At 51.9% G+C, this 21,837-nt stretch carries 19 protein-coding genes; 14 read left to right on the plus strand and 5 right to left on the minus strand.

Translation table 11 applies throughout. The features are described 5' to 3' along the window. Positions 1-169 precede the first annotated feature (169 nt). The 7 genes from RTW80_RS05735 to lptG are packed head-to-tail and all read left to right on the plus strand — an operon-like array spanning position 170 to position 6,641. Complete coding sequence (locus tag RTW80_RS05735; protein WP_001076218.1) at positions 170-883, plus strand: dTMP kinase; 714 nt, start codon at positions 170-172, stop codon at positions 881-883. Positions 884-914: 31 nt separating this feature from the next. Beyond that, complete coding sequence (locus tag RTW80_RS05740; RefSeq protein WP_000339505.1) at positions 915-1,673, plus strand: hypothetical protein; 759 nt, start codon at positions 915-917, stop codon at positions 1,671-1,673. 45 nt (positions 1,674-1,718) lie between these two features. Continuing rightward, entirely contained in the window at positions 1,719-3,068 is a 1,350-nt protein-coding gene (locus RTW80_RS05745; RefSeq protein ID WP_063119405.1) for a lipopolysaccharide biosynthesis protein, read from the plus strand. Further along, a complete protein-coding gene (locus tag RTW80_RS05750; protein ID WP_063119406.1) occupies positions 3,068-3,892 on the plus strand; it encodes a hypothetical protein in 825 nt (274 codons plus the stop codon). The genes RTW80_RS05745 and RTW80_RS05750 overlap by 1 nt, the downstream gene beginning before the upstream one ends. Before the next feature lie 11 nt (positions 3,893-3,903). Beyond that, positions 3,904-4,464 carry a YtfJ family protein gene (locus RTW80_RS05755; RefSeq protein ID WP_001298770.1) on the plus strand — a complete coding sequence of 187 codons (561 nt, stop codon included), beginning with the start codon at positions 3,904-3,906 and terminating at the stop codon, positions 4,462-4,464. A gap of 30 nt (positions 4,465-4,494) precedes the next feature. Next, a complete protein-coding gene (gene lptF / locus RTW80_RS05760) occupies positions 4,495-5,565 on the plus strand; it encodes an LPS export ABC transporter permease LptF (protein WP_000779676.1) in 1,071 nt (356 codons plus the stop codon). Beyond that, on the plus strand, positions 5,562-6,641 hold the full coding sequence (gene lptG / locus RTW80_RS05765; RefSeq protein WP_001300858.1) for an LPS export ABC transporter permease LptG: 1,080 nt from the start codon (positions 5,562-5,564) through the stop codon (positions 6,639-6,641). The genes lptF and lptG overlap by 4 nt, the downstream gene beginning before the upstream one ends. Positions 6,642-6,676: 35 nt before the next feature. Here the strand turns inward: lptG and spt are convergent, their stop codons facing one another. Genes spt through RTW80_RS05785 form a run of 4 tightly spaced genes read right to left on the minus strand, consistent with a single transcriptional unit; the run spans position 6,677 to position 10,728 of the window. Further along, the gene (gene spt / locus RTW80_RS05770; RefSeq protein ID WP_000524942.1) at positions 6,677-7,849 is read right to left on the minus strand and encodes a serine palmitoyltransferase; all 1,173 of its coding nucleotides are present in this window, start codon (positions 7,847-7,849) and stop codon (positions 6,677-6,679) included. Further along, the gene (locus RTW80_RS05775) at positions 7,849-8,097 is read right to left on the minus strand and encodes an acyl carrier protein (RefSeq protein ID WP_000248097.1); all 249 of its coding nucleotides are present in this window, start codon (positions 8,095-8,097) and stop codon (positions 7,849-7,851) included. The genes spt and RTW80_RS05775 overlap by 1 nt, the downstream gene beginning before the upstream one ends. A gap of 31 nt (positions 8,098-8,128) precedes the next feature. Beyond that, the gene (locus RTW80_RS05780) at positions 8,129-9,043 is read right to left on the minus strand and encodes an NAD-dependent epimerase/dehydratase family protein (protein ID WP_001077143.1); all 915 of its coding nucleotides are present in this window, start codon (positions 9,041-9,043) and stop codon (positions 8,129-8,131) included. After that, complete coding sequence (locus RTW80_RS05785) at positions 9,040-10,728, minus strand: fatty acyl-AMP ligase (protein WP_032264979.1); 1,689 nt, start codon at positions 10,726-10,728, stop codon at positions 9,040-9,042. Before RTW80_RS05785 ends, RTW80_RS05780 begins: the two co-directional genes overlap by 4 nt. 409 nt (positions 10,729-11,137) lie before the next feature. On the opposite strand from RTW80_RS05785, the gene yghO reads away from it, so the two are divergent. Beyond that, positions 11,138-12,280 carry a protein YghO gene (yghO, locus tag RTW80_RS05790; RefSeq protein ID WP_001300526.1) on the plus strand — a complete coding sequence of 381 codons (1,143 nt, stop codon included), beginning with the start codon at positions 11,138-11,140 and terminating at the stop codon, positions 12,278-12,280. A gap of 6 nt (positions 12,281-12,286) precedes the next feature. On the opposite strand, the gene glcC is transcribed toward yghO, so the two are convergent. Beyond that, a complete protein-coding gene (gene glcC / locus RTW80_RS05795; RefSeq protein ID WP_001297764.1) occupies positions 12,287-13,051 on the minus strand; it encodes a transcriptional regulator GlcC in 765 nt (254 codons plus the stop codon). Between the two features lie 250 nt (positions 13,052-13,301). Here glcC and glcD point away from each other — a divergent pair, with 250 nt between their 5' ends. The 6 genes from glcD (at position 13,302) to glcA (ending at position 21,726) form a co-directional block, all read left to right on the plus strand. Continuing rightward, positions 13,302-14,801 (plus strand): glycolate oxidase subunit GlcD, encoded by a 1,500-nt coding sequence (gene glcD / locus RTW80_RS05800; RefSeq protein WP_000026117.1) that lies wholly within the window; start codon positions 13,302-13,304, stop codon positions 14,799-14,801. After that, a complete protein-coding gene (glcE, locus tag RTW80_RS05805; protein ID WP_000943100.1) occupies positions 14,801-15,853 on the plus strand; it encodes a glycolate oxidase subunit GlcE in 1,053 nt (350 codons plus the stop codon). The genes glcD and glcE overlap by 1 nt, the downstream gene beginning before the upstream one ends. Positions 15,854-15,863: 10 nt before the next feature. Next, positions 15,864-17,087: a glycolate oxidase subunit GlcF gene (gene glcF / locus RTW80_RS05810; protein ID WP_001194661.1), complete on the plus strand. Its 1,224-nt coding sequence runs from the start codon at positions 15,864-15,866 to the stop codon at positions 17,085-17,087. Between the two features lie 4 nt (positions 17,088-17,091). Further along, entirely contained in the window at positions 17,092-17,496 is a 405-nt protein-coding gene (locus RTW80_RS05815; RefSeq protein ID WP_000853256.1) for a GlcG family protein, read from the plus strand. Positions 17,497-17,517: 21 nt separating this feature from the next. After that, positions 17,518-19,689: a malate synthase G gene (gene glcB / locus RTW80_RS05820; protein ID WP_063119408.1), complete on the plus strand. Its 2,172-nt coding sequence runs from the start codon at positions 17,518-17,520 to the stop codon at positions 19,687-19,689. Between the two features lie 354 nt (positions 19,690-20,043). Next, the gene (glcA, locus tag RTW80_RS05825) at positions 20,044-21,726 is read left to right on the plus strand and encodes a glycolate permease GlcA (protein ID WP_000259302.1); all 1,683 of its coding nucleotides are present in this window, start codon (positions 20,044-20,046) and stop codon (positions 21,724-21,726) included. The last annotated feature ends 111 nt before the right edge of the window (positions 21,727-21,837 follow it).

Here is a 21,837-nt window from a genome sequence, read left to right on the forward strand (position 1 = left end):
ATATCCTTTAATTTAAATATCCATTAAAAATATTTATTTGGTTAATATGTTTTTATGAAAGCGTAATTCAGGTCAATGTCACAATTAACCATTGTCACAATAAGGTTGAACGGATATTCTGAGCACGGACCACGTAATATTCAATACATTATTTACTGCCGGGTTTTTCGTGAATCAACGTAATATGTCAATAATTAATTCCACGCCAGTGCATGTTATTGCCATTGTAGGATGTGATGGTTCAGGTAAATCGACCCTCACGGCAAGCCTGGTAAATGAACTGGCAGCAAGAATGCCAACAGAACACATTTATCTCGGGCAATCGTCCGGGCGAATTGGCGAATGGATTTCACAGCTCCCTGTTATTGGCGCACCTTTTGGGCGTTATCTGCGAAGTAAAGCGGCACATGTGCACGAAAAGCCCTCAACACCGCCTGGTAATATTACTGCACTGGTTATCTATCTGCTTTCCTGCTGGCGGGCGTACAAGTTTCGCAAAATGTTGTGTAAAAGCCAGCAAGGCTTTCTGCTCATCACCGACCGCTACCCGCAGGTTGAAGTGCCGGGGTTTCGCTTTGATGGCCCGCAATTGGCAAAAACCACGGGCGGTAACGGTTGGATAAAAATGTTAAGGCAGCGCGAGTTGAAGCTGTACCAATGGATGGCGTCTTATTTGCCCGTATTGTTGATTCGTCTTGGCATTGATGAACAAACCGCGTTTGCGCGTAAACCTGACCACCAACTGGCAGCGTTACAGGAAAAAATCGCCGTTACGCCGCAATTGACATTCAATGGCGCAAAGATCCTTGAACTGGATGGTCGGCAACCAGCCGATGAAATTCTGCAAGCGTCACTACGCGCAATTCACGCCGCGCTTTCCTGATCACCAAAATGGATAGGGGATGATTTAACGAATGGATGCACTACAAACACAAACTGTTATTAGTACAACCGCGCCGCAGCCCAACTACATTCCGGGGCTGATTGCGGTGGTCGGGTGTGATGGCACCGGTAAATCCACACTGACCACCGACCTGGTGAAATCGCTGCAACAACACTGGCAAACCGAGCGGCGCTATCTGGGGCTGCTCTCCGGCGAAGACGGCGACAAAATCAAACGATTGCCGTTGGTTGGCGTCTGGCTGGAACGGCGATTGGCGGCCAAATCCTCGAAAACCCAAAGCATGAAAACCAAATCTCCAGCGCTATGGGCGGCGGTGATTATGTACTGCTTCTCGCTGCGAAGAATGGCGAATCTACGCAAGGTTCAGCGACTGGCGCAAAGTGGCGTTCTGGTGGTCAGCGATCGCTTCCCGCAGGCTGAAATTTCGGGCTTTTATTATGACGGACCGGGGATTGGCGTCGAACGTGCGACCGGGAAAATCAGCATGTTTCTGGCGCAGCGCGAACGGTGTTTATACCAACAAATGGCGCAATACCGTCCTGAATTAATCATTCGTTTGGGGATTGATATTGAGACTGCCATCTCCCGCAAGCCTGACCATGACTATGCCGAGCTGCAGGACAAAATCGGTGTTATGTCGACGATTGGCTATAACGGCACAAAAATTCTTGAGATTGATTCCAGAGCGCCCTACAGCGAAGTGCTGGAACAGGCACAGAAGGCGGTTTCTCTGGTTGCCATCGTTTCTGACCGCCGAAGTTTAACTTAAGGCTGGCGGGATACTTTTTACTATCAACGATAAGGTCAGGCTGAATTGGCGGGTTTTAACATCAAACATTGGTTTGCAGATGGCGCGTTTCGCACCATTATTCGCAATAGCGCCTGGTTAGGCTCCAGTAATGTCGTGAGCGCCTTGCTGGGGCTGTTGGCGCTCTCGTGTGCCGGTAAAGGGATGACGCCCGCCATGTTTGGCGTACTGGTGATTGTGCAATCGTACTCCAAGTCGATCAGCGATTTTATTAAGTTTCAGACATGGCAGTTGGTGGTTCAGTACGGAACGCCAGCCTTGACCAACAATAATCCGCAGCAATTTCGCAATGTCGTCTCATTTTCCTTCTCGCTGGATATCGTCAGCGGCGCGGTGGCGATTGTCGGCGGCATTGCCTTACTGCCATTCCTTTCCCATTCATTAGGTCTGGATGACCAAAGCTTTTGGCTGGCGGCGCTGTATTGCACGCTCATTCCTTCAATGGCTTCCTCCACGCCGACCGGCATTCTGCGTGCGGTAGATCGCTTTGATTTGATTGCTGTACAGCAGGCGACGAAACCTTTTCTGCGCGCAGCGGGGAGCGTCGCAGCCTGGTATTTTGACTTTGGTTTTGCGGGTTTTGTTATTGCCTGGTACGTGTCGAATCTGGTTGGCGGCACCATGTACTGGTGGTTTGCCGCGCGCGAATTACGCCGCAGAAATATCCATAACGCCTTCAAATTGAATCTGTTTGAGTCTGCCCGACACATTAAAGGCGCGTGGAGTTTTGTCTGGTCAACCAACATTGCCCACTCCATCTGGTCGGCGCGTAACTCGTGCAGCACAGTGTTGGTGGGGATCGTGTTAGGACCCGCTGCCGCCGGGTTATTTAAAATCGCCATGACATTCTTCGACGCCGCCGGAACGCCAGCGGGTTTACTGGGTAAAAGTTTTTACCCAGAGGTGATGCGTTTAGATCCGCGCACCACCAGACCGTGGTTGTTAGGCGTGAAGTCCGGTTTACTGGCGGGCGGAATCGGTATTCTGGTGGCGCTCGCGGTGTTGATCGTCGGCAAGCCGCTAATTTCGCTGGTGTTTGGCGTTAAGTATCTCGAAGCGTATGACCTGATTCAGGTGATGCTGGGCGCAATTGTGATCTCGATGCTGGGCTTCCCGCAGGAGTCATTGCTATTGATGGCGGGAAAACAGCGCGCTTTTCTCGTGGCGCAAACCATCGCCTCAATCGGCTACATCGTATTGCTGTTCATGTTCTGTCATCTGTTTGGCGTGCTGGGGGCTGCATTTGCTTACTTCGGTGGGCAATGTCTGGATGTGGTGCTCTCGTTAATTCCAACCTTAAAGGCTTTTTTTCAGCGTCATTCCTTGCTTTATAACGCAGCCGGAGAGAAATCCTGATGATGAGAAAATATTTCCCGCTTGAGGCGAGCGAGCGTCTATTTGTTGCGATTGAAGAAGATGATGTCGTTGATGCACAGGTCAGTTTGCCGCCGACTATTGCACTAAGTTGTACCACCGAAATCATTCATGATAATTACGCGTTATGCCTGCAATTCTGGCTCAATGGCGTTGATCGTCAGGAATTACTGCGTTTAGTTCGCAAACAAGCCAAAGGCGATGAGCTGACTGCTGATGAGCGCAAACAATTTAAATACATGCGAGCGCGCTACAAGCACCTGCGTTTTGCGCAACGGCTGTATTTAAAGAAGCATCAGGCCGGATTTTTATTCGGCAAAACGACCGTTTTTCTGGGACGTTTTCAGGACGGATTTCGTAACGGTAAGAAAAATATTGTGTCATATTACGGCAACCTGTTGCGGATTTATTTAAGCTCTCCGGTCTGGTCGTTGGTGAACTATTCATTACGCCATAGCCAGTTAGAAAGCGTAAGCGGTTTTATTGCCTATCGGCAAAAGCAAATGCATGCCCTGAAAGAGATAATTGCCAAACCGCGACTAACCGGCAGGGAATTTCATGATGTGCGAAAAATCATCAGCCAGCAGGTTTCTTATTACGATACCTTAAGATCGCTTGATCCTGAAAATAAAGAGGCGTTACAGATTTCCCGTTTCCTCGCCGCCATTAATGGCCTGATGGGGGATAAACACGACGACATGGTGGCGGATGATATGGAAAACCGCCAGTCGTATGATGCACCGGTGGCGCTGGATAGCGTTATTCGCCAGCGCTTAGAGCTGCTGATTTCGCGTTTTCCGCTATAACCGGAGCAATGATGTCATCTCGTTTGATTATTGCGCTGATTATCATGCTCTTAGCCCCGGGTGTTCAGGCACACAATTTCGTCACTGGCAAAACGGTTACCCCCGTTTATATCCAGGAAGGCGGCGAGCTGCTTCTGAATAGTGACGACGAAATTCACTACCAAAAGTGGAACAGCACACAATTGGCGGGAAAAGTCCGCATTATCCAGTATATCGCCGGGCGTAAGTCGGCGAAGAAAAAGAACTCACTGTTAATTAAAGCGGTTGAAGCGGCAAACTTTCCGCAGGATCGTTTTCAGCCCACCACCATTGTGAACACCGATGATGCCATCTTTGGTACTGGCTATTTTGTTGTTGGCAAAATCGAAAAAAATAAACGCCGCTATCCGTGGGCGCAATTCGTTATTGACGGCAATGGACAGGGACGCGTTGCCTGGCGCTTGCCGGAGCAGAGTTCAACCATTCTGGTGCTGAATAAAGCCGGGCAAATTCAGTGGGCAAAGGACGGCAGCCTGACGCCGGAAGAGGTAGATCATGTCATTGCGTTGGCGCAGAAACTGATCAATGAATAAAAAACTCAAAGGATTGAGGGCGTTAGTGAGATGAAGCTGGTTGAACACTACATCATGCGTGGTACGCGCCGTCTGGTGCTGATTATCGTCGGTTTTCTGATCTTTATTTTCGCCAGCTACTCCTCACAGCGTTATCTGACCGAAGCGGCAAATGGGACATTAGCTCTTGATGTTGTGCTGGATATCGTTTTCTACAAAGTGCTGATTGCACTGGAGATGTTGTTACCTGTTGGTCTGTATGTGTCAGTTGGCGTGACGCTAGGGCAGATGTATACCGACTCGGAAATTACCGCTATCTCTGCGGCGGGGGGCAGTCCGGGACGCTTGTACAAAGCCGTTCTTTATCTGGCGATACCGCTAAGTATTTTTGTCACCCTTCTGTCGATGTATGGTCGTCCGTGGGCTTATGCGCAGATTTATCAACTGGAGCAGCAGTCGCAGTCGGAGCTGGATGTTCGCCAGTTGCGGGCAAAGAAATTTAACACTAACGATAACGGACGAATGATCCTTTCGCAGACGGTTGATCAGGATAATAATCGCCTGACTGACGCGCTGATTTATACTTCTACTGCCAATCGAACCCGCATTTTCCGCGCCCGTTCGGTTGATGTGGTTGACCCATCTCCCGAGAAACCGACCGTTATGTTGCACAACGGCACCGCCTATCTTCTCGATCATCAGGGGCGTGACGACAACGAACAGATCTACCGTAATCTGCAATTACATCTGAATCCGCTGGATCAAAGCCCTAACGTCAAACGCAAAGCAAAATCGGTCACGGAGCTGGCGCGCTCCGTCTTTCCGGCCGATCATGCCGAACTGCAATGGCGACAAAGCCGTGGCCTGACCGCATTGTTGATGGCGCTGCTGGCCATTTCATTAAGTCGGGTAAAACCGCGGCAAGGGCGATTTTCAACGTTATTGCCACTGACGTTGCTGTTTGTTGCCATTTTTTATGGCGGCGACGTCTGCCGTACGCTGGTGGCTAACGGCGCGATTCCTCTCATTCCTGGTTTGTGGTTAGTGCCCGGACTCATGCTAATGGGCCTGCTGATGCTGGTTGCACGCGACTTCACTTTGCTGCAGAAATTTTCCCGATGAATGTTTTCAGTCGCTATTTAATCCGTCATCTCTTTCTCGGTTTTGCCGCCGCCGCAGGGCTATTGCTGCCGCTTTTTACCACCTTCAACCTGATTAACGAACTGGATGATGTCAGCCCGGGCGGTTATCGCTGGACTCAGGCGGTGCTGGTGGTGCTAATGACCTTACCGCGCACACTGGTCGAACTTTCGCCGTTTATCGCCTTATTGGGAGGGATTGTTGGCCTGGGGCAGTTATCGAAAAACAGTGAGCTTACCGCCATTCGCAGCACGGGGTTTTCTATCTTCCGTATTGCACTGGTGGCGCTGGTTGCCGGGATATTGTGGACTGTTTCGTTAGGCGCGATAGATGAGTGGGTGGCGTCGCCATTGCAGCAACAGGCGCTGCAAATCAAATCGACCGCCACCGCGTTGGGGGAGGACGATGACATTACCGGCAATATGCTGTGGGCCAGGCGCGGCAATGAATTTGTGACGGTGAAATCGCTGAATGAACAGGGCCAGCCTGTGGGCGTGGAGATTTTTCATTATCGTGACGATCTTTCGCTCGAATCCTACATTTATGCACGCAGTGCCACCATTAAAGACGACAAAACGTGGATCCTGCATGGTGTGAATCATAAAAAATGGCTTAACGGTAAAGAAACGCTGGAAACATCAGATAATCTTGCCTGGCAATCGGCCTTCACCAGTATGGATCTTGATGAGTTATCGATGCCGGGGAATACTTTTTCTGTCCGTCAGCTTAATCATTACATCCATTATTTGCAGGAAACCGGGCAACCCAGCAGCGAATACCGCCTTGCACTGTGGGAAAAACTGGGGCAACCGATCCTGACCCTGGCGATGATTTTGCTGGCTGTGCCGTTTACCTTTAGCGCCCCGCGCTCGCCAGGGATGGGTAGCCGTCTCGCTGTAGGCGTCATCGTTGGCTTACTCACCTGGATCAGCTATCAAATCATGGTCAATTTGGGATTGCTATTTGCGTTAAGCGCACCTGTTACCGCGCTCGGTTTACCGGTAGCGTTTGTGTTGGTGGCGTTGAGCCTGGTGTATTGGTATGACAGACAACATTAAACCCGCCGTGGCGCAAACACCACGGCGGGCTCACATTACTGCTTCAGAGTAGCAAATGCCTGAATGATGGCATCGATTTGCTCACGACTGTGGGCAGCATTTACGCTACAGCGCAGCAGCGTGATGCCTGCAGGCGCGGCAGGCGGCAGGATAAGATTCACATACACGCCCAGCGAGATAAGCTCGCGCCAGATGCGTAAACCTTCCTCTTTCGAACCGATTATTACTGGCACTACCGGGCTAATATGTGAACTTAACTCATAACCCAGTTTTTGCAGACCGTCATACAGATGGTTGGCGTTATCCATCAGCTTTTGCCGCAGCTCTGGTTGTGTGGCAATGGTTCTTAACGATGAGCGCACGGTCGCAATGCAGGACGGAGAAGGAGAGGCGGTAAAAATATACGGGCGGCTGCCGTAGCGCAGCACTTCCATCGCTTCCGAACCGACAGCAAAACCGCCAATCGAGGCCAGACTTTTACTGAAAGTACCAACGATAATATCCACATCATCTTCAACGCCGACAGCTTCAGCCAGTCCGCGCCCCGTTGCGCCTAACACGCCAAACGAATGCGCTTCATCGACAATCAAATAACCACCGAGACGACGTTTGATATCAACAATTTCCGCCAGCGGCGCAACGTCACCGAGCATACTGTAGATGCCCTCAACGATGATAATCGCCTCTTTCGCCCGTTCACCGAGGCGAACCATGCGCCGTTCCAGATCTTTAGCATCGTTATGGCGGAAACGAATAATTTCCGCGCCACCGAGAGAACAGGCGTCATAAATACTGGCGTGGCTGTCGGCATCCAGTAACACCACGGCGTTATGGTCGGCAAGTGCGCTGATGACGCCTAAATTAGCGGTATAACCGGTTGAAAAAACGATAGCGGTAGGGCGATTGAAAAACTCGGCAATCTCTTTCTCTAACGCCAGGTGCGGCGCATAACTGCCGTTTGCCATACGAGAACCGGTGGTGCCGGTGCCTTGGGCCGCTAACGCTGCCTGACCTTCGGCGATGGCATCATGATTAAAGGTTAAACCGAGGTAATTATTGGTCCCGGCCAGAATCACTTTTTTATTGCCGATCCGGCCTTCGGTGGCGGAATACACTTCATCAATACAGGTGCCAAACGGTGTTAACCCGTTGTCACTAAATTGCAGTCGCTCGCCAGCAAGGCGCGCATATTTATCGTATAGCCCCATTATTTATTCTCCAGCCATGGAAGTAGAGTTTCCATTAATTGCGCAGGGGTTTTGACATCCAGCAGAATATTAATAGGAATGGAAATATCGAATCTGTCTTCCAGCATCATTAAGAGATCCATCACTTTGATCGACTCCAGGCCAAGATCGTTGACGAGATCGCTGTCGGGCTTAATTTCCACACCGTTTTCGACCAAATCCTGTAAACAGGAAAGGATGTAATCCATTACTATTTCACGATTTACCATAGAAACGTTAACACACCTTTAAACAAGACAATCAAAATAGCCCGTTGCGTAATGCGTGTTCCAGGCTAATCCCGGGAAACCAATTAATATCTTCAGAAATACGGTTATTACTTGCCGACCAGTCGGCGTGGGTTAATTCACGAATTTTCGAGCGGGTCAGCATAGGTTCTTTACCCGCCAGGCGACTCAACGCAGTACTGATATCCGCAAGGCAGGTGAGTACCGGCAGAGGAATACCAACCATTCGCACGGAACCGCAACGGACGTTGGCGGCAAGTTGCTGTATGCGTTGCCAGTCATAGCCGCCAGCGACGCCATCGCATAATTCATAGGTTTGCGTCTGTACAGTTTCGGCGCTTAACCACTGACCCACTGCTTGCGCAAAATCGGTGACGTGCAGGAAAGAGAGCTGTGTATCTGGTGCACCAAGTCGTGGCAGCAGGCCGCGCAGCATCCAGTCAAACAGCGGTTTTAACTCTTTATCGCCGGGACCATACACGGCTGTCGGGCGAAAAACGCCCAGCGTAATTTCGTCAGCCATTGCAGTCAGCCGTTGTTCGGCGATGTGTTTGGAATTTGCGTACCAGGAGAGCTCGGGATGGCGCGCCGCCAGCGAAGAGATAAACAGAAAACGTTGGCAAAAGCAGCTCTCTTTTGCTGCTTGCATCAGGCGCAGGCTGCCGTCAACGTTACAGCGGGTGAAAATCTCTTCTTTGTGCCCGCGCACTTGCCCGGCGCAATGGACCACTGCGCTGGCTCCGGCAACCAGCTCGCTAAGTGAATGAGTATCTTCCAGCGAACCGCGCACCCAGGTGAGATTATCATTGACGTGAGCGCGGGCAGTACGCGTCAATGCGCGCACGTGAAAGCCGCGGGCGAGCAGGTTATCGATAATATATTTACCGATAAACCCGGTAGCGCCCGTCACCGCGACAGTTTGATTCATGCCAGGGATTCCTGCACATTAAGACTGGCAGCATAAGCCTTCTGATAACGTTTTTTCGCTTCCGCACGGGCAGGCTTGCCGGAGGACGTTCGGGGAATACTGTGGGGCGGCAACAGATCGATAGCCGCGGTCACGCCAAATTCGCTTTGGATCCGTGCCGCCAGCGCGTGGATAAGCTGCCCGCGACGTTCTTCGTCGCTGATCCGACACTGGATCTGCAAAATGATTTTTTCCTGGGCGGTAACAAAAGCAATCGCATCGCCAGAATGAATTTCCGGTTCTTGTTCCGCAATATATTCAATATCCTGCGGCCAGATATTACGGCCACGAATAATAATCAGATCTTTAATGCGTCCGGTGACATACAGATAACCGTCCAGCAGATAACCGAGGTCGCCGGTGTCTAACCAGCCCGTCGCGGCAATCTCGTCTTGCGAAACCTGGTCGCCAAAGTAACCGCTCATCAGACTGGGACCGGAGATGCAAATATGGCCTACCACACGTTCCGCGACCGGCATACCTGCTTCATTGCGGATTTCAATACCATGTTCCGGCAACGCTTTGCCGCAGTTGACGAAAGTCGATACGGCGCGTGTCTCTGCACCCGGCGCGACGGCTTTGCCCTGATATTCGAGGATGTCGCGATCCACTTCGTTAACCACAACCCCGGAGGCTTCATCAGAGAAGCTGACAGCCAGCGCATTTTCTGCCAGTCCGTAGCACGGCATGAACGTTTTATCGTCAAAGTTAACCTGACGGAAACATTCAGCGAATTGATGGAGTTGTTCTGCGGAGATCGGCTCAGCACCAATACCAGCGACGCGCCAGCAGGAAAGATCCAGTTCAGCGAGATCTTTTTCATTCACGCGGCGCTGGCACAATTCATAGCCAAACGGCGGCGCAACGGAAACGGTGCCGCGATTTTTACTGATCAATTTAAGCCATTGCAGAGGACGCATGGCAAAATCCTGAGTGCGCAAATAATCTACTGAAAGCTGCGTGGCGACGGGGGTCAGGAGAAAGCCGACCAGTCCCATATCATGGTAGAAAGGCAGCCAGGAGACGCAGCGGTCGCCAGGGCGTAATTTAATGCCGTCGTGGCTTATAGCACGTAGATTAGCCATCACTTCGCGATGGGTGATAATGACGCCACGGGGAAAACGGGTGCTGCCGGAGGTGTACTGGAGGTAGGCGATATCGTTCGGAACTGGACGCTGGAGCGCAACATCGGCTTCCGGTAATGCCTTAAACCAGGCGTGGCTTAAAACATGTAATTCGGGGTTGTCATGCGTCGCGGCATTGACCAGTGGCAACCACTCATCACCAGTGATAATGGCTGCGGGCTGGCAACTTGCCAGTAAACCCTGCAATTTGGCGCTCCAGGAATCCCGCTGACCAACGCCCATTGGAATCGCCAACGGGACGGCGACTAAGCCGGCATACTGGCAGGCAAAAAAAGCCTCTACGAACCCGCTACTTGTTTCGGCAATCAGTGCCACGCGATCGCCTTTTTTCAGGTTCAGCGATAACAACCGCTTCGCACCAGCTTCGGCACGTGCTTTTAACGTCTGATATTCCAGTTGATCTTCAAGTTGGCAACGTCTGTCATAAAAATTCATTCCGGCGCTACTCAGAGCGGCGTAGTCCAAAGCATCAACCAGCGTTGGAAAATCGGCATAGCGCATAGGTAGGGAATGCGTAAAGATTTTATTAGACATATACACCACGAAAAAATTGGATATCCAAAATAAAATGACAATAATGCGGTGGATTATATAGGCATAAAAGATAAATGAGATAGTATTTTCATCAGTGTGAAAATGAACATTGATTTAAATAATGAGTTTGAGTTTTTTTGTTTTTATTGTGAATGATATTTAATTTATGAATATATTAAGAAGAAGCCTTGTCCGGTCGCCTTAAATCGACAAAAGGCATTGTGGCGCTTCTGTGTAGTCTCTGACCTTATCGTAATCATTAATAAATACTATTTATTCGTCGTTTGTATTCATTGGGTTGATTATTAAGGTGCCGTTCGTTGCTGTTGCAACCTGTTTGTCACCGTTAATTATTTGTTACCCACAGAACAGAACTATGGAATGCGATCTGCTGATGATTAAAATTGAAAAAGTAATTAATAAAAATGACCTTAAGGCATTTATCGCTTTTCCGTCATCACTTTATCCCGACGATCCAAACTGGATACCCCCTTTATTCATTGAACGCAACGAGCATTTGTCTGCGAAAAATCCGGGGACGGACCATATCATCTGGCAGGCGTGGGTGGCAAAAAAAGCGGGGCAGATAGTTGGGCGTATTACCGCGCAAATAGATACCTTGCACCGCGAGCGTTACGGCAAAGATACCGGTCATTTCGGCATGATTGACGCCATTGATGATCCGCAGGTTTTTGCCGCGTTGTTTGGCGCAGCGGAAGCGTGGTTGAAGTCACAAGGTGCAAGTAAGATCAGCGGGCCTTTCAGCCTGAATATCAATCAGGAAAGCGGATTACTGATTGAAGGTTTTGACACACCACCCTGTGCGATGATGCCACACGGCAAACCGTGGTATGCCGCGCATATTGAACAACTGGGTTATCACAAAGGCATTGATTTACTGGCGTGGTGGATGCAGCGAACCGATCTCACTTTCTCTCCGGCGCTAAAAAAACTGATGGATCAGGTGCGCAAAAAGGTGACCATTCGCTGCATCAATCGTCAGCGGTTTGCCGAAGAGATGCAGATCCTGCGTGAGATTTTCAACTCTGGCTGGCAGCACAACTGGGGATTTGTGCCGTTTACCGAACATGAATTCGCGACCATGGGCGATCAACTTAAATATCTGGTGCCGGACGATATGATCTATATCGCTGAGATTGATTCTGCACCCTGCGCGTTTATTGTCGGCTTGCCGAACATCAACGAGGCGATTGCCGATCTGAACGGATCGCTCTTTCCCTTCGGCTGGGCAAAATTGCTGTGGCGTTTGAAAGTCAGCGGTGTGCGAACTGCGCGAGTACCGCTGATGGGCGTGCGCGACGAGTATCAGTTCAGCCGCATCGGCCCGGTGATTGCGCTGTTATTGATTGAAGCCTTACGCGATCCGTTTGCCCGCCGGAAGATCGATGCGCTGGAGATGTCATGGATCCTCGAAACCAATACAGGCATGAATAACATGCTGGAACGCATTGGGGCGGAGCCGTACAAGCGTTACCGATTGTATGAAAAGCAGATTTAATACCAGCTAACTCAGGTTCATCTCCAGCGGCACCGCCGAGCGAATCAAATGGTGGCCTTCCAGCTCGATATCGTGGAGATTCTTTTTCACGGTCCGCACATGATCGCGTGCTGCGCGCTGGGCGACGTGCGGCAGCCGCTGCAACACCGCGTTGTAGATCCGCGCATGCTGGCGATCGATCTGCTTTTTTTGCTGTGGTCGATGGTAGAGATTATTTACGCTGGCAAACACTGAATTAAACATCAGATCGGTCAATGATTGCAGCGTAAACACCAGCACCTGATTGTGAGAAGCCTGACAAATGGCGAGATGGAAAGCGTGATCCAACTGCGCATGTTCGATCAGCGAAATCTCTTTGTTGTTCTCACTGGCGGCGAGCATTTTTTCATAACAGCGGGTTATCACAACAAAATCAGCCTGCGTTCCCAGCGTTGCCGCCAGCCTTGCCGATTCGCCCTCCAGTAATGCGCGAACGTCGAGCAGATCGTACAGCGTTCGCGGCTGCGTACTGAACAGATGGATCAGCGGGCTGGTGTCCTGCACCCGATTAAGCCGTGCGACACGAGAATCGCGACCCTGCGCCGTTTCAATAATCCCGCGCCCGCGCAGCACGGTCAGCCCTTCACGCAGTGCGGAGCGTGAGAAGCCGAGCTTTTCACACAGTCGACGTTCCGAGGGAAGCGGCTGACCGACCTTCAGTACGCCGTCGATAATTAACCGTTCGATACTCTCTGCAACCACTTCGCAAATAGGGCGACGTTCATCTTTCATTCCCGGACCTCGTGCACAGGTAGGACCAATTTTTCTGTTCTTAACTCGCAAAACACGCACATCACGCAAGTGATTATGTTACATCAATTTAACATTTAGTTAACCAAGACAAGGTCACAGAGCTGGAAAAAAAATGGTCTGACCGGTAGCTAAAGAGATAGACGAAAACGAAAAGCCCGCTTAATAACTGTTCACAGAAGCAGCGCGCAAAAATCAGCTGCCACACAACACAACAAAGCGAAGCCTACTCATGAGCATCTTGTACGAAGAGCGTCTTGATGGCGCTTTACCCGATGTCGACCGCACATCGGTACTGATGGCACTGCGTGAGCATGTCCCTGGACTTGAGATCCTGCATACCGATGAGGAGATCATTCCTTACGAGTGTGACGGGTTGAGCGCGTATCGCACGCGTCCATTACTGGTTGTTCTGCCTAAGCAAATGGAACAGGTGACAGCGATTCTGGCTGTCTGCCATCGCCTGCGTGTACCGGTGGTGACCCGTGGTGCAGGCACCGGGCTTTCTGGTGGCGCGCTGCCGCTGGAAAAAGGTGTGTTGTTGGTGATGGCGCGCTTTAAAGAGATCCTCGACATTAACCCCGTTGGTCGCCGCGCGCGCGTGCAGCCAGGCGTGCGTAACCTGGCGATCTCCCAGGCCGTTGCACCGCATAATCTCTACTACGCACCGGACCCTTCCTCACAAATCGCCTGTTCCATTGGCGGCAATGTGGCTGAAAATGCCGGCGGCGTCCACTGCCTGAAATATGGTCTGACCGTACATAACCTGCTGAAAATTGAAGTGCAAACGCTGGACGGCGAGGCACTGACGCTGGGATCGGACGCGCTGGATTCACCTGGTTTTGACCTGCTGGCGCTGTTCACCGGATCGGAAGGTATGCTCGGCGTGACCACCGAAGTGACGGTAAAACTGCTGCCGAAGCCGCCCGTGGCGCGGGTTCTGTTAGCCAGCTTTGACTCGGTAGAAAAAGCCGGACTTGCGGTTGGTGACATCATCGCCAATGGCATTATCCCCGGCGGGCTGGAGATGATGGATAACCTGTCGATCCGCGCGGCGGAAGATTTTATTCATGCCGGTTATCCCGTCGACGCCGAAGCGATTTTGTTATGCGAGCTGGACGGCGTGGAGTCTGACGTACAGGAAGACTGCGAGCGGGTTAACGACATCTTGTTGAAAGCGGGCGCGACTGACGTCCGTCTGGCACAGGACGAAGCAGAGCGCGTACGTTTCTGGGCCGGTCGCAAAAATGCGTTCCCGGCGGTAGGACGTATCTCCCCGGATTACTACTGCATGGATGGCACCATCCCGCGTCGCGCCCTGCCTGGCGTACTGGAAGGCATTGCCCGTTTATCGCAGCAATATGATTTACGTGTTGCCAACGTCTTTCATGCCGGAGATGGCAACATGCACCCGTTAATCCTTTTCGATGCCAACGAACCCGGTGAATTTGCCCGCGCGGAAGAGCTGGGCGGGAAGATCCTCGAACTCTGCGTTGAAGTTGGCGGCAGCATCAGTGGCGAACATGGCATCGGGCGAGAAAAAATCAATCAAATGTGCGCCCAGTTCAACAGCGATGAAATCACGACCTTCCATGCGGTCAAGGCGGCATTTGACCCCGATGGTTTGCTGAACCCTGGGAAAAACATTCCCACGCTACACCGCTGTGCTGAATTTGGTGCCATGCATGTGCATCACGGTCATTTACCTTTCCCTGAACTGGAGCGTTTCTGATGCTACGCGAGTGTGATTACAGCCAGGCGCTGCTGGAGCAGGTGAATCAGGCGATTAGCGATAAAACGCCGCTGGTGATTCAGGGCAGCAATAGCAAAGCCTTTTTAGGTCGCCCTGTCACCGGGCAAACGCTGGATGTTCGTTGTCATCGCGGCATTGTTAATTACGACCCGACCGAGCTGGTGATAACCGCGCGTGTCGGAACGCCGCTGGTGACAATTGAAGCGGCGCTGGAAAGCGCGGGGCAAATGCTCCCCTGTGAGCCGCCGCATTATGGTGAAGAAGCCACCTGGGGCGGGATGGTCGCCTGCGGGCTGGCGGGGCCGCGTCGCCCGTGGAGCGGTTCGGTCCGCGATTTTGTCCTCGGCACGCGCATCATTACCGGCGCTGGAAAACATCTGCGTTTTGGTGGCGAAGTGATGAAAAACGTTGCCGGATACGATCTCTCACGGTTAATGGTCGGAAGCTACGGTTGTCTTGGCGTGCTCACTGAAATCTCAATGAAAGTGTTACCGCGACCGCGCGCCTCCCTGAGCCTGCGTCGGGAAATCAGCCTGCAAGAAGCCATGAGTGAAATCGCCGAGTGGCAACTCCAGCCATTACCCATTAGTGGCTTATGTTACTTCGACAATGCGTTGTGGATCCGCCTTGAGGGCGGCGAAGGATCGGTAAAAGCAGCGCGTGAACTGCTGGGTGGCGAAGAGGTTGCCGGTCAGTTCTGGCAGCAATTGCGTGAACAACAACTGCCGTTCTTCTCGTTACCAGGTACCTTATGGCGCATTTCATTACCCAGTGATGCGCCGATGATGGATTTACCCGGCGAGCAACTGATCGACTGGGGCGGGGCGTTACGCTGGCTGAAATCGACAGCCGAGGACAATCAAATCCATCGCATCGCCCGCAACGCTGGCGGTCATGCGACCCGCTTTAGTGCCGGAGATGGTGGCTTTGCCCCGCTATCGGCTCCTTTATTCCGCTATCACCAGCAGCTTAAACAGCAGCTCGACCCTTGCGGCGTGTTTAACCCCGGTCGCATGTACGCGGAACTTTGAGGAGCAGGCTATGCAAACCCAATTAACTGAAGAGATGCGGCAGAACGCGCGCGCGCTGGAAGCCGACAGCATCCTGCGCGCCTGTGTTCACTGCGGATTTTGTACCGCAACCTGCCCAACCTATCAGCTTCTGGGCGATGAACTGGACGGGCCGCGCGGGCGCATCTATCTGATTAAACAGGTGCTGGAAGGCAACGAAGTCACGCTTAAAACACAGGAGCATCTCGATCGCTGCCTCACTTGCCGTAATTGTGAAACCACCTGTCCTTCTGGTGTGCGCTATCACAATTTGCTGGATATCGGGCGTGATATTGTCGAGCAGAAAGTGAAACGCCCACTGCCGGAGCGAATACTGCGCGAAGGATTGCGCCAGGTAGTGCCGCGTCCGGCGGTCTTCCGTGCGCTGACGCAGGTAGGGCTGGTGCTGCGACCGTTTTTACCGGAACAGGTCAGAGCAAAACTGCCTGCTGAAACGGTGAAAGCTAAACCGCGTCCGCCGCTGCGCCATAAGCGTCGGGTTTTAATGTTGGAAGGCTGCGCCCAGCCTACGCTTTCGCCCAACACCAACGCGGCAACTGCGCGAGTGCTGGATCGTCTGGGGATCAGCGTCATGCCAGCTAACGAAGCAGGCTGTTGTGGCGCGGTGGACTATCATCTTAATGCGCAGGAGAAAGGGCTGGCACGGGCGCGCAATAATATTGATGCCTGGTGGCCCGCGATTGAAGCAGGTGCCGAGGCAATTTTGCAAACCGCCAGCGGCTGCGGCGCGTTTGTCAAAGAGTATGGGCAGATGCTGAAAAACGATGCGTTATATGCCGATAAAGCGCGTCAGGTCAGTGAACTGGCGGTCGATTTAGTCGAACTTCTGCGCGAGGAACCGCTGGAAAAACTGGCAATTCGCGGCGATAAAAAGCTGGCCTTCCACTGTCCGTGTACCCTACAACATGCGCAAAAGCTGAACGGCGAAGTGGAAAAAGTGTTGCTTCGTCTTGGATTTACCTTAACGGACGTTCCCGACAGCCATCTGTGCTGCGGTTCAGCGGGAACATATGCGTTAACGCATCCCGATCTGGCACGCCAGCTGCGGGATAACAAAATGAATGCGCTGGAAAGCGGCAAACCGGAAATGATCGTCACCGCCAACATTGGTTGCCAGACGCATCTGGCGAGCGCCGGTCGTACCTCTGTGCGTCACTGGATTGAAATTGTAGAACAAGCCCTTGAAAAGGAATAACAAAATGAAAACTAAAGTCATTCTTAGCCAGCAAATGGCGAGTGCAATTATTGCCGCAGGTCAGGAAGAGGCGCAGAAAAATAACTGGTCTGTTTCCATTGCTGTTGCCGATGACGGCGGTCATCTGCTGGCGTTAAGTCGCATGGACGATTGCGCGCCGATTGCGGCTTATATCTCCCAGGAGAAAGCGCGTACCGCCGCGCTGGGGCGTCGTGAAACTAAGGGCTATGAAGAGATGGTGAACAACGGACGTACCGCGTTCGTGACTGCGCCGTTATTAACGTCGCTGGAAGGCGGCGTACCGGTTGTTGTGGATGGGCAAATTATTGGTGCCGTGGGCGTTTCTGGTTTAACCGGAGCACAGGATGCGCAGGTCGCGAAAGCGGCAGCAGCGGTGTTGGCGAAATAAGCGAAAACGAGGAGATAAACAATGAGTCAAACCATAACCCAGAGCCGTTTACGCATTGACGCCAATTTTAAACGTTTTGTGGATGAAGAAGTTTTACCGGGAACAGGGCTGGACGTTGCGGCGTTCTGGCGCAATTTTGATGAGATCGTTCATGATCTGGCACCAGAAAATCGTCAGTTGCTGGCAGAACGCGATCGCATTCAGGCAGCGCTTGATGAGTGGCATCGCAGCAATCCGGGGCCGGTAAAAGATAAAGCGGCCTATAAATCTTTCCTGCGTGAACTGGGCTACCTGGTGCCGCAACCGGAGCGCGTGACGGTGGAAACCACGGGCATTGACAGCGAAATCACCAGCCAGGCGGGGCCGCAGCTGGTGGTTCCGGCAATGAACGCCCGCTACGCGCTGAACGCGGCGAACGCTCGCTGGGGCTCACTGTACGATGCGTTATACGGCAGCGACATCATCCCGCAGGAAGGGGCGATGGTCAGCGGCTACGATCCGCAACGCGGTGAGCAGGTTATCGCCTGGGTTCGGCGTTTCCTCGATGAATCTCTACCGCTGGAAAACGGCAGCTATCAGGATGTGGTGGCGTTTAAGGTGGTTGATAAACAATTACGCATCCAGTTGAAAAATGGTAAAGAAACCACGTTACGTACTCCAGCACAGTTTGTCGGTTACCGTGGCGATGCCGCTGCGCCGACCTGCATTTTGCTGAAAAATAACGGCCTGCATATTGAGCTGCAAATCGATGCCAATGGGCGGATTGGCAAAGACGATCCGGCGCACATCAACGATGTTATCGTCGAAGCTGCTATCAGTACCATTCTCGACTGCGAAGATTCGGTCGCGGCGGTTGATGCGGAAGATAAAATCCTGCTGTACCGCAACCTGCTGGGCCTGATGCAGGGGACTCTGCAAGAGAAAATGGAGAAAAACGGTCGGCAAATCGTGCGTAAACTGAATGACGATCGTCATTACACCGCCGCCGATGGCTCTGAAATTTCTCTGCACGGACGCTCGCTGCTGTTTATCCGCAACGTGGGTCATTTGATGACCATTCCTGTGATTTGGGACAGCGAAGGCAATGAAATCCCGGAAGGCATTCTTGATGGCGTCATGACTGGCGCGATTGCCCTCTATGATTTAAAAGTGCAGAAAAACTCGCGCACTGGCAGCGTCTATATTGTGAAACCGAAAATGCACGGTCCGCAGGAAGTGGCGTTCGCCAACAAACTGTTTACCCGCATTGAGACAATGCTCGGTATGGCACCGAATACCCTGAAAATGGGCATTATGGATGAAGAACGTCGGACCTCGCTGAACTTGCGTAGCTGTATCGCTCAGGCGCGCAACCGCGTGGCGTTCATCAATACCGGTTTCCTCGACCGTACCGGCGATGAAATGCATTCGGTGATGGAAGCTGGCCCGATGCTGCGTAAAAATCAGATGAAATCGACGCCTTGGATCAAAGCCTACGAGCGTAATAACGTGCTTTCCGGTCTGTTCTGTGGGCTGCGCGGTAAAGCGCAAATTGGTAAAGGCATGTGGGCAATGCCGGACCTGATGGCAGACATGTACAGCCAGAAGGGCGACCAACTGCGTGCCGGGGCAAACACAGCCTGGGTTCCGTCACCAACCGCTGCTACGCTCCATGCGCTGCACTACCACCAAACCAACGTACAGAGCGTACAAGCCAACATTGCCCAGACCGAGTTCAATGCTGAATTTGAACCGCTGCTGGACGATCTGCTGACTATTCCGGTTGCTGAAAACGCTAACTGGTCGGCGCAAGAGATCCAACAAGAGCTGGATAACAACGTGCAGGGGATTCTGGGGTACGTGGTGCGCTGGGTGGAGCAGGGGATTGGTTGTTCAAAAGTGCCGGATATTCACAATGTGGCGTTGATGGAAGACCGCGCAACGCTGCGTATCTCCAGCCAGCATATCGCCAACTGGTTACGTCACGGTATTCTGACCAAAGAACAGGTGCAGGCGTCGCTGGAGAATATGGCGAAAGTGGTTGATCAGCAAAACGCTGGCGATCCGGCTTATCGTCCGATGGCGGGGAATTTCGCTAACTCGTGTGCTTTTAAAGCTGCCAGCGATTTAATCTTCCTCGGCGTGAAACAGCCAAACGGCTATACCGAACCGTTATTACACGCCTGGCGTTTACGCGAAAAAGAAAGTCATTAATAGCGTCAAAAAAGCCCCGGCAAGTTTTATTGTCGGGGCTATGATAGTAACTGCGGTAGTACATTTATCCCGGAAATAACCGGAGCGATTATCAGGGTTTAACAATATTAAATACCCGTAGCGCATTACTAGCGGGCCTAAAACAACAATATGGACATCTTAACGATACTCTGCGTCTGCGTGTGCGGAACAGAAACCCTTACCCGATATACTTGTTATGCCAGAGGTAGCAATTGCGTTAGCGGCGTACTGTTGCTGTAAAGTATAACGCCTATATTTTACAGTTCAGTCCTCTTTTGCTTATTACAACCTTAAGTATATCAAGCATATAAAGATAATAAGAGACTGAACAATATGGTTACCTGGACCCAAATGTATATGCCGATGGGAGGACTGGGGCTATCCGCTCTGGTCGCCCTGATCCCGATAATATTCTTCTTCGTTGCACTCGCGGTATTACGTCTGAAAGGACATGTCGCTGGAGCAATAACCCTTATATTATCTATCCTGATTGCAATATTCGCCTTTAAAATGCCGATTGATATGGCATTTGCTGCTGCGGGCTATGGCTTTATTTATGGATTATGGCCAATAGCGTGGATTATTGTCGCGGCGGTGTTCCTGTATAAATTAACCGTTGCCAGCGGGCAGTTCGATATTATCCGCAGCTCGGTTATCTCCATCACCGACGATCAGCGTTTGCAGGTGTTACTGATTGGTTTCTCCTTTGGTGCGTTGCTGGAAGGAGCGGCTGGCTTTGGTGCGCCGGTGGCGATTACCGGTGCGCTGCTGGTGGGCCTGGGCTTCAAACCGTTATACGCGGCGGGGCTGTGTCTGATTGCCAATACTGCGCCGGTGGCGTTTGGTGCGTTGGGCGTGCCGATTCTGGTCGCCGGTCAGGTAACGGGAATCGATCCGTTCCACATTGGCGCAATGGCGGGACGTCAGTTACCGTTCCTGTCGGTTCTTGTGCCGTTCTGGCTGGTAGCAATGATGGACGGCTGGAAAGGGGTGAAAGAGACGTGGCCAGCGGCGCTGGTTGCTGGGGGAAGCTTCGCTGTCACTCAGTTCTTTACCTCTAACTATATTGGTCCGGAACTGCCGGATATTACTTCGGCGCTGGTGAGTATCGTCTCACTCGCTTTATTCCTTAAAGTCTGGCGGCCGAAAAATACCGAAACGGCAATCAGCATGGGACAATCCGCAGGTGCGATGGTGGTAAATAAGCCATCTTCTGGCGGTCCCGTGCCTTCAGAATATAGTCTGGGGCAAATCATTCGAGCGTGGTCACCGTTTTTAATCTTAACGGTGCTGGTCACCATCTGGACCATGAAGCCGTTTAAAGCGTTATTTGCTCCGGGCGGCGCGTTTTATTCACTGGTGATTAATTTCCAGATCCCTCATTTGCATCAACAAGTGTTGAAAGCGGCACCCATTGTCGCCCAACCAACGCCAATGGATGCGGTGTTTAAATTCGACCCCCTCTCGGCTGGCGGCACCGCTATTTTTATTGCGGCGATTATCTCTATCTTCATCCTCGGTGTGGGGATCAAGAAAGGTATTGGCGTCTTTGCCGAAACGCTAATTAGCTTGAAGTGGCCGATACTGTCGATTGGCATGGTGCTGGCGTTCGCCTTCGTCACCAACTATTCTGGCATGTCCACCACGCTGGCGCTGGTACTGGCAGGTACAGGCGTGATGTTCCCGTTCTTCTCACCGTTTCTCGGCTGGCTGGGCGTATTCCTTACCGGCTCGGACACCTCCTCTAACGCCCTGTTTGGTTCACTGCAATCGACCACGGCGCAGCAAATCAACGTCTCTGACACCCTGCTGGTGGCAGCAAACACCAGCGGCGGCGTAACTGGCAAGATGATCTCCCCGCAATCTATCGCCGTGGCCTGCGCCGCGACGGGCATGGTGGGCCGAGAATCTGAACTGTTCCGCTACACCGTGAAGCACAGTCTGATTTTTGCCAGCGTTATCGGTATTATCACCCTGCTGCAGGCGTATGTGTTTACCGGGATGTTAGTCTCGTAAATCAATAAAGCCGGATGATCGTTAATATCATCCGGCTTCATTTACATTATTCTGTCTTATTAATTGAAAATCATTTCTCGCTTTATTATCCATGCAGCAATAATGTTTTGC

Source organism: Escherichia sp. AM3 (genome assembly GCF_032029835.1).
Taxonomy (GTDB): Bacteria; Pseudomonadota; Gammaproteobacteria; order Enterobacterales; family Enterobacteriaceae; genus Escherichia; species Escherichia coli.

Coding starts and splice junctions, on each gene's coding strand:
- glcC (WP_001297764.1), bottom strand. CDS start 13,051: ATGAAAGATGAACGTCGCCCTATTTGCGAAGTGGTTGCAGAGAGTATC.
- glcA (WP_000259302.1), top strand. CDS start 20,044: ATGGTTACCTGGACCCAAATGTATATGCCGATGGGAGGACTGGGGCTA.
- lptF (WP_000779676.1), top strand. CDS start 4,495: ATGAAGCTGGTTGAACACTACATCATGCGTGGTACGCGCCGTCTGGTG.
- RTW80_RS05785 (WP_032264979.1), bottom strand. CDS start 10,728: ATGCGCTATGCCGATTTTCCAACGCTGGTTGATGCTTTGGACTACGCC.
- RTW80_RS05740 (WP_000339505.1), top strand. CDS start 915: ATGGATGCACTACAAACACAAACTGTTATTAGTACAACCGCGCCGCAG.
- RTW80_RS05780 (WP_001077143.1), bottom strand. CDS start 9,043: ATGAATCAAACTGTCGCGGTGACGGGCGCTACCGGGTTTATCGGTAAA.
- yghO (WP_001300526.1), top strand. CDS start 11,138: ATGGAATGCGATCTGCTGATGATTAAAATTGAAAAAGTAATTAATAAA.
- RTW80_RS05755 (WP_001298770.1), top strand. CDS start 3,904: ATGTCATCTCGTTTGATTATTGCGCTGATTATCATGCTCTTAGCCCCG.
- spt (WP_000524942.1), bottom strand. CDS start 7,849: ATGGGGCTATACGATAAATATGCGCGCCTTGCTGGCGAGCGACTGCAA.
- glcE (WP_000943100.1), top strand. CDS start 14,801: ATGCTACGCGAGTGTGATTACAGCCAGGCGCTGCTGGAGCAGGTGAAT.
- glcF (WP_001194661.1), top strand. CDS start 15,864: ATGCAAACCCAATTAACTGAAGAGATGCGGCAGAACGCGCGCGCGCTG.
- glcB (WP_063119408.1), top strand. CDS start 17,518: ATGAGTCAAACCATAACCCAGAGCCGTTTACGCATTGACGCCAATTTT.
- RTW80_RS05815 (WP_000853256.1), top strand. CDS start 17,092: ATGAAAACTAAAGTCATTCTTAGCCAGCAAATGGCGAGTGCAATTATT.
- RTW80_RS05750 (WP_063119406.1), top strand. CDS start 3,068: ATGATGAGAAAATATTTCCCGCTTGAGGCGAGCGAGCGTCTATTTGTT.
- glcD (WP_000026117.1), top strand. CDS start 13,302: ATGAGCATCTTGTACGAAGAGCGTCTTGATGGCGCTTTACCCGATGTC.
- RTW80_RS05775 (WP_000248097.1), bottom strand. CDS start 8,097: ATGGTAAATCGTGAAATAGTAATGGATTACATCCTTTCCTGTTTACAG.
- lptG (WP_001300858.1), top strand. CDS start 5,562: ATGAATGTTTTCAGTCGCTATTTAATCCGTCATCTCTTTCTCGGTTTT.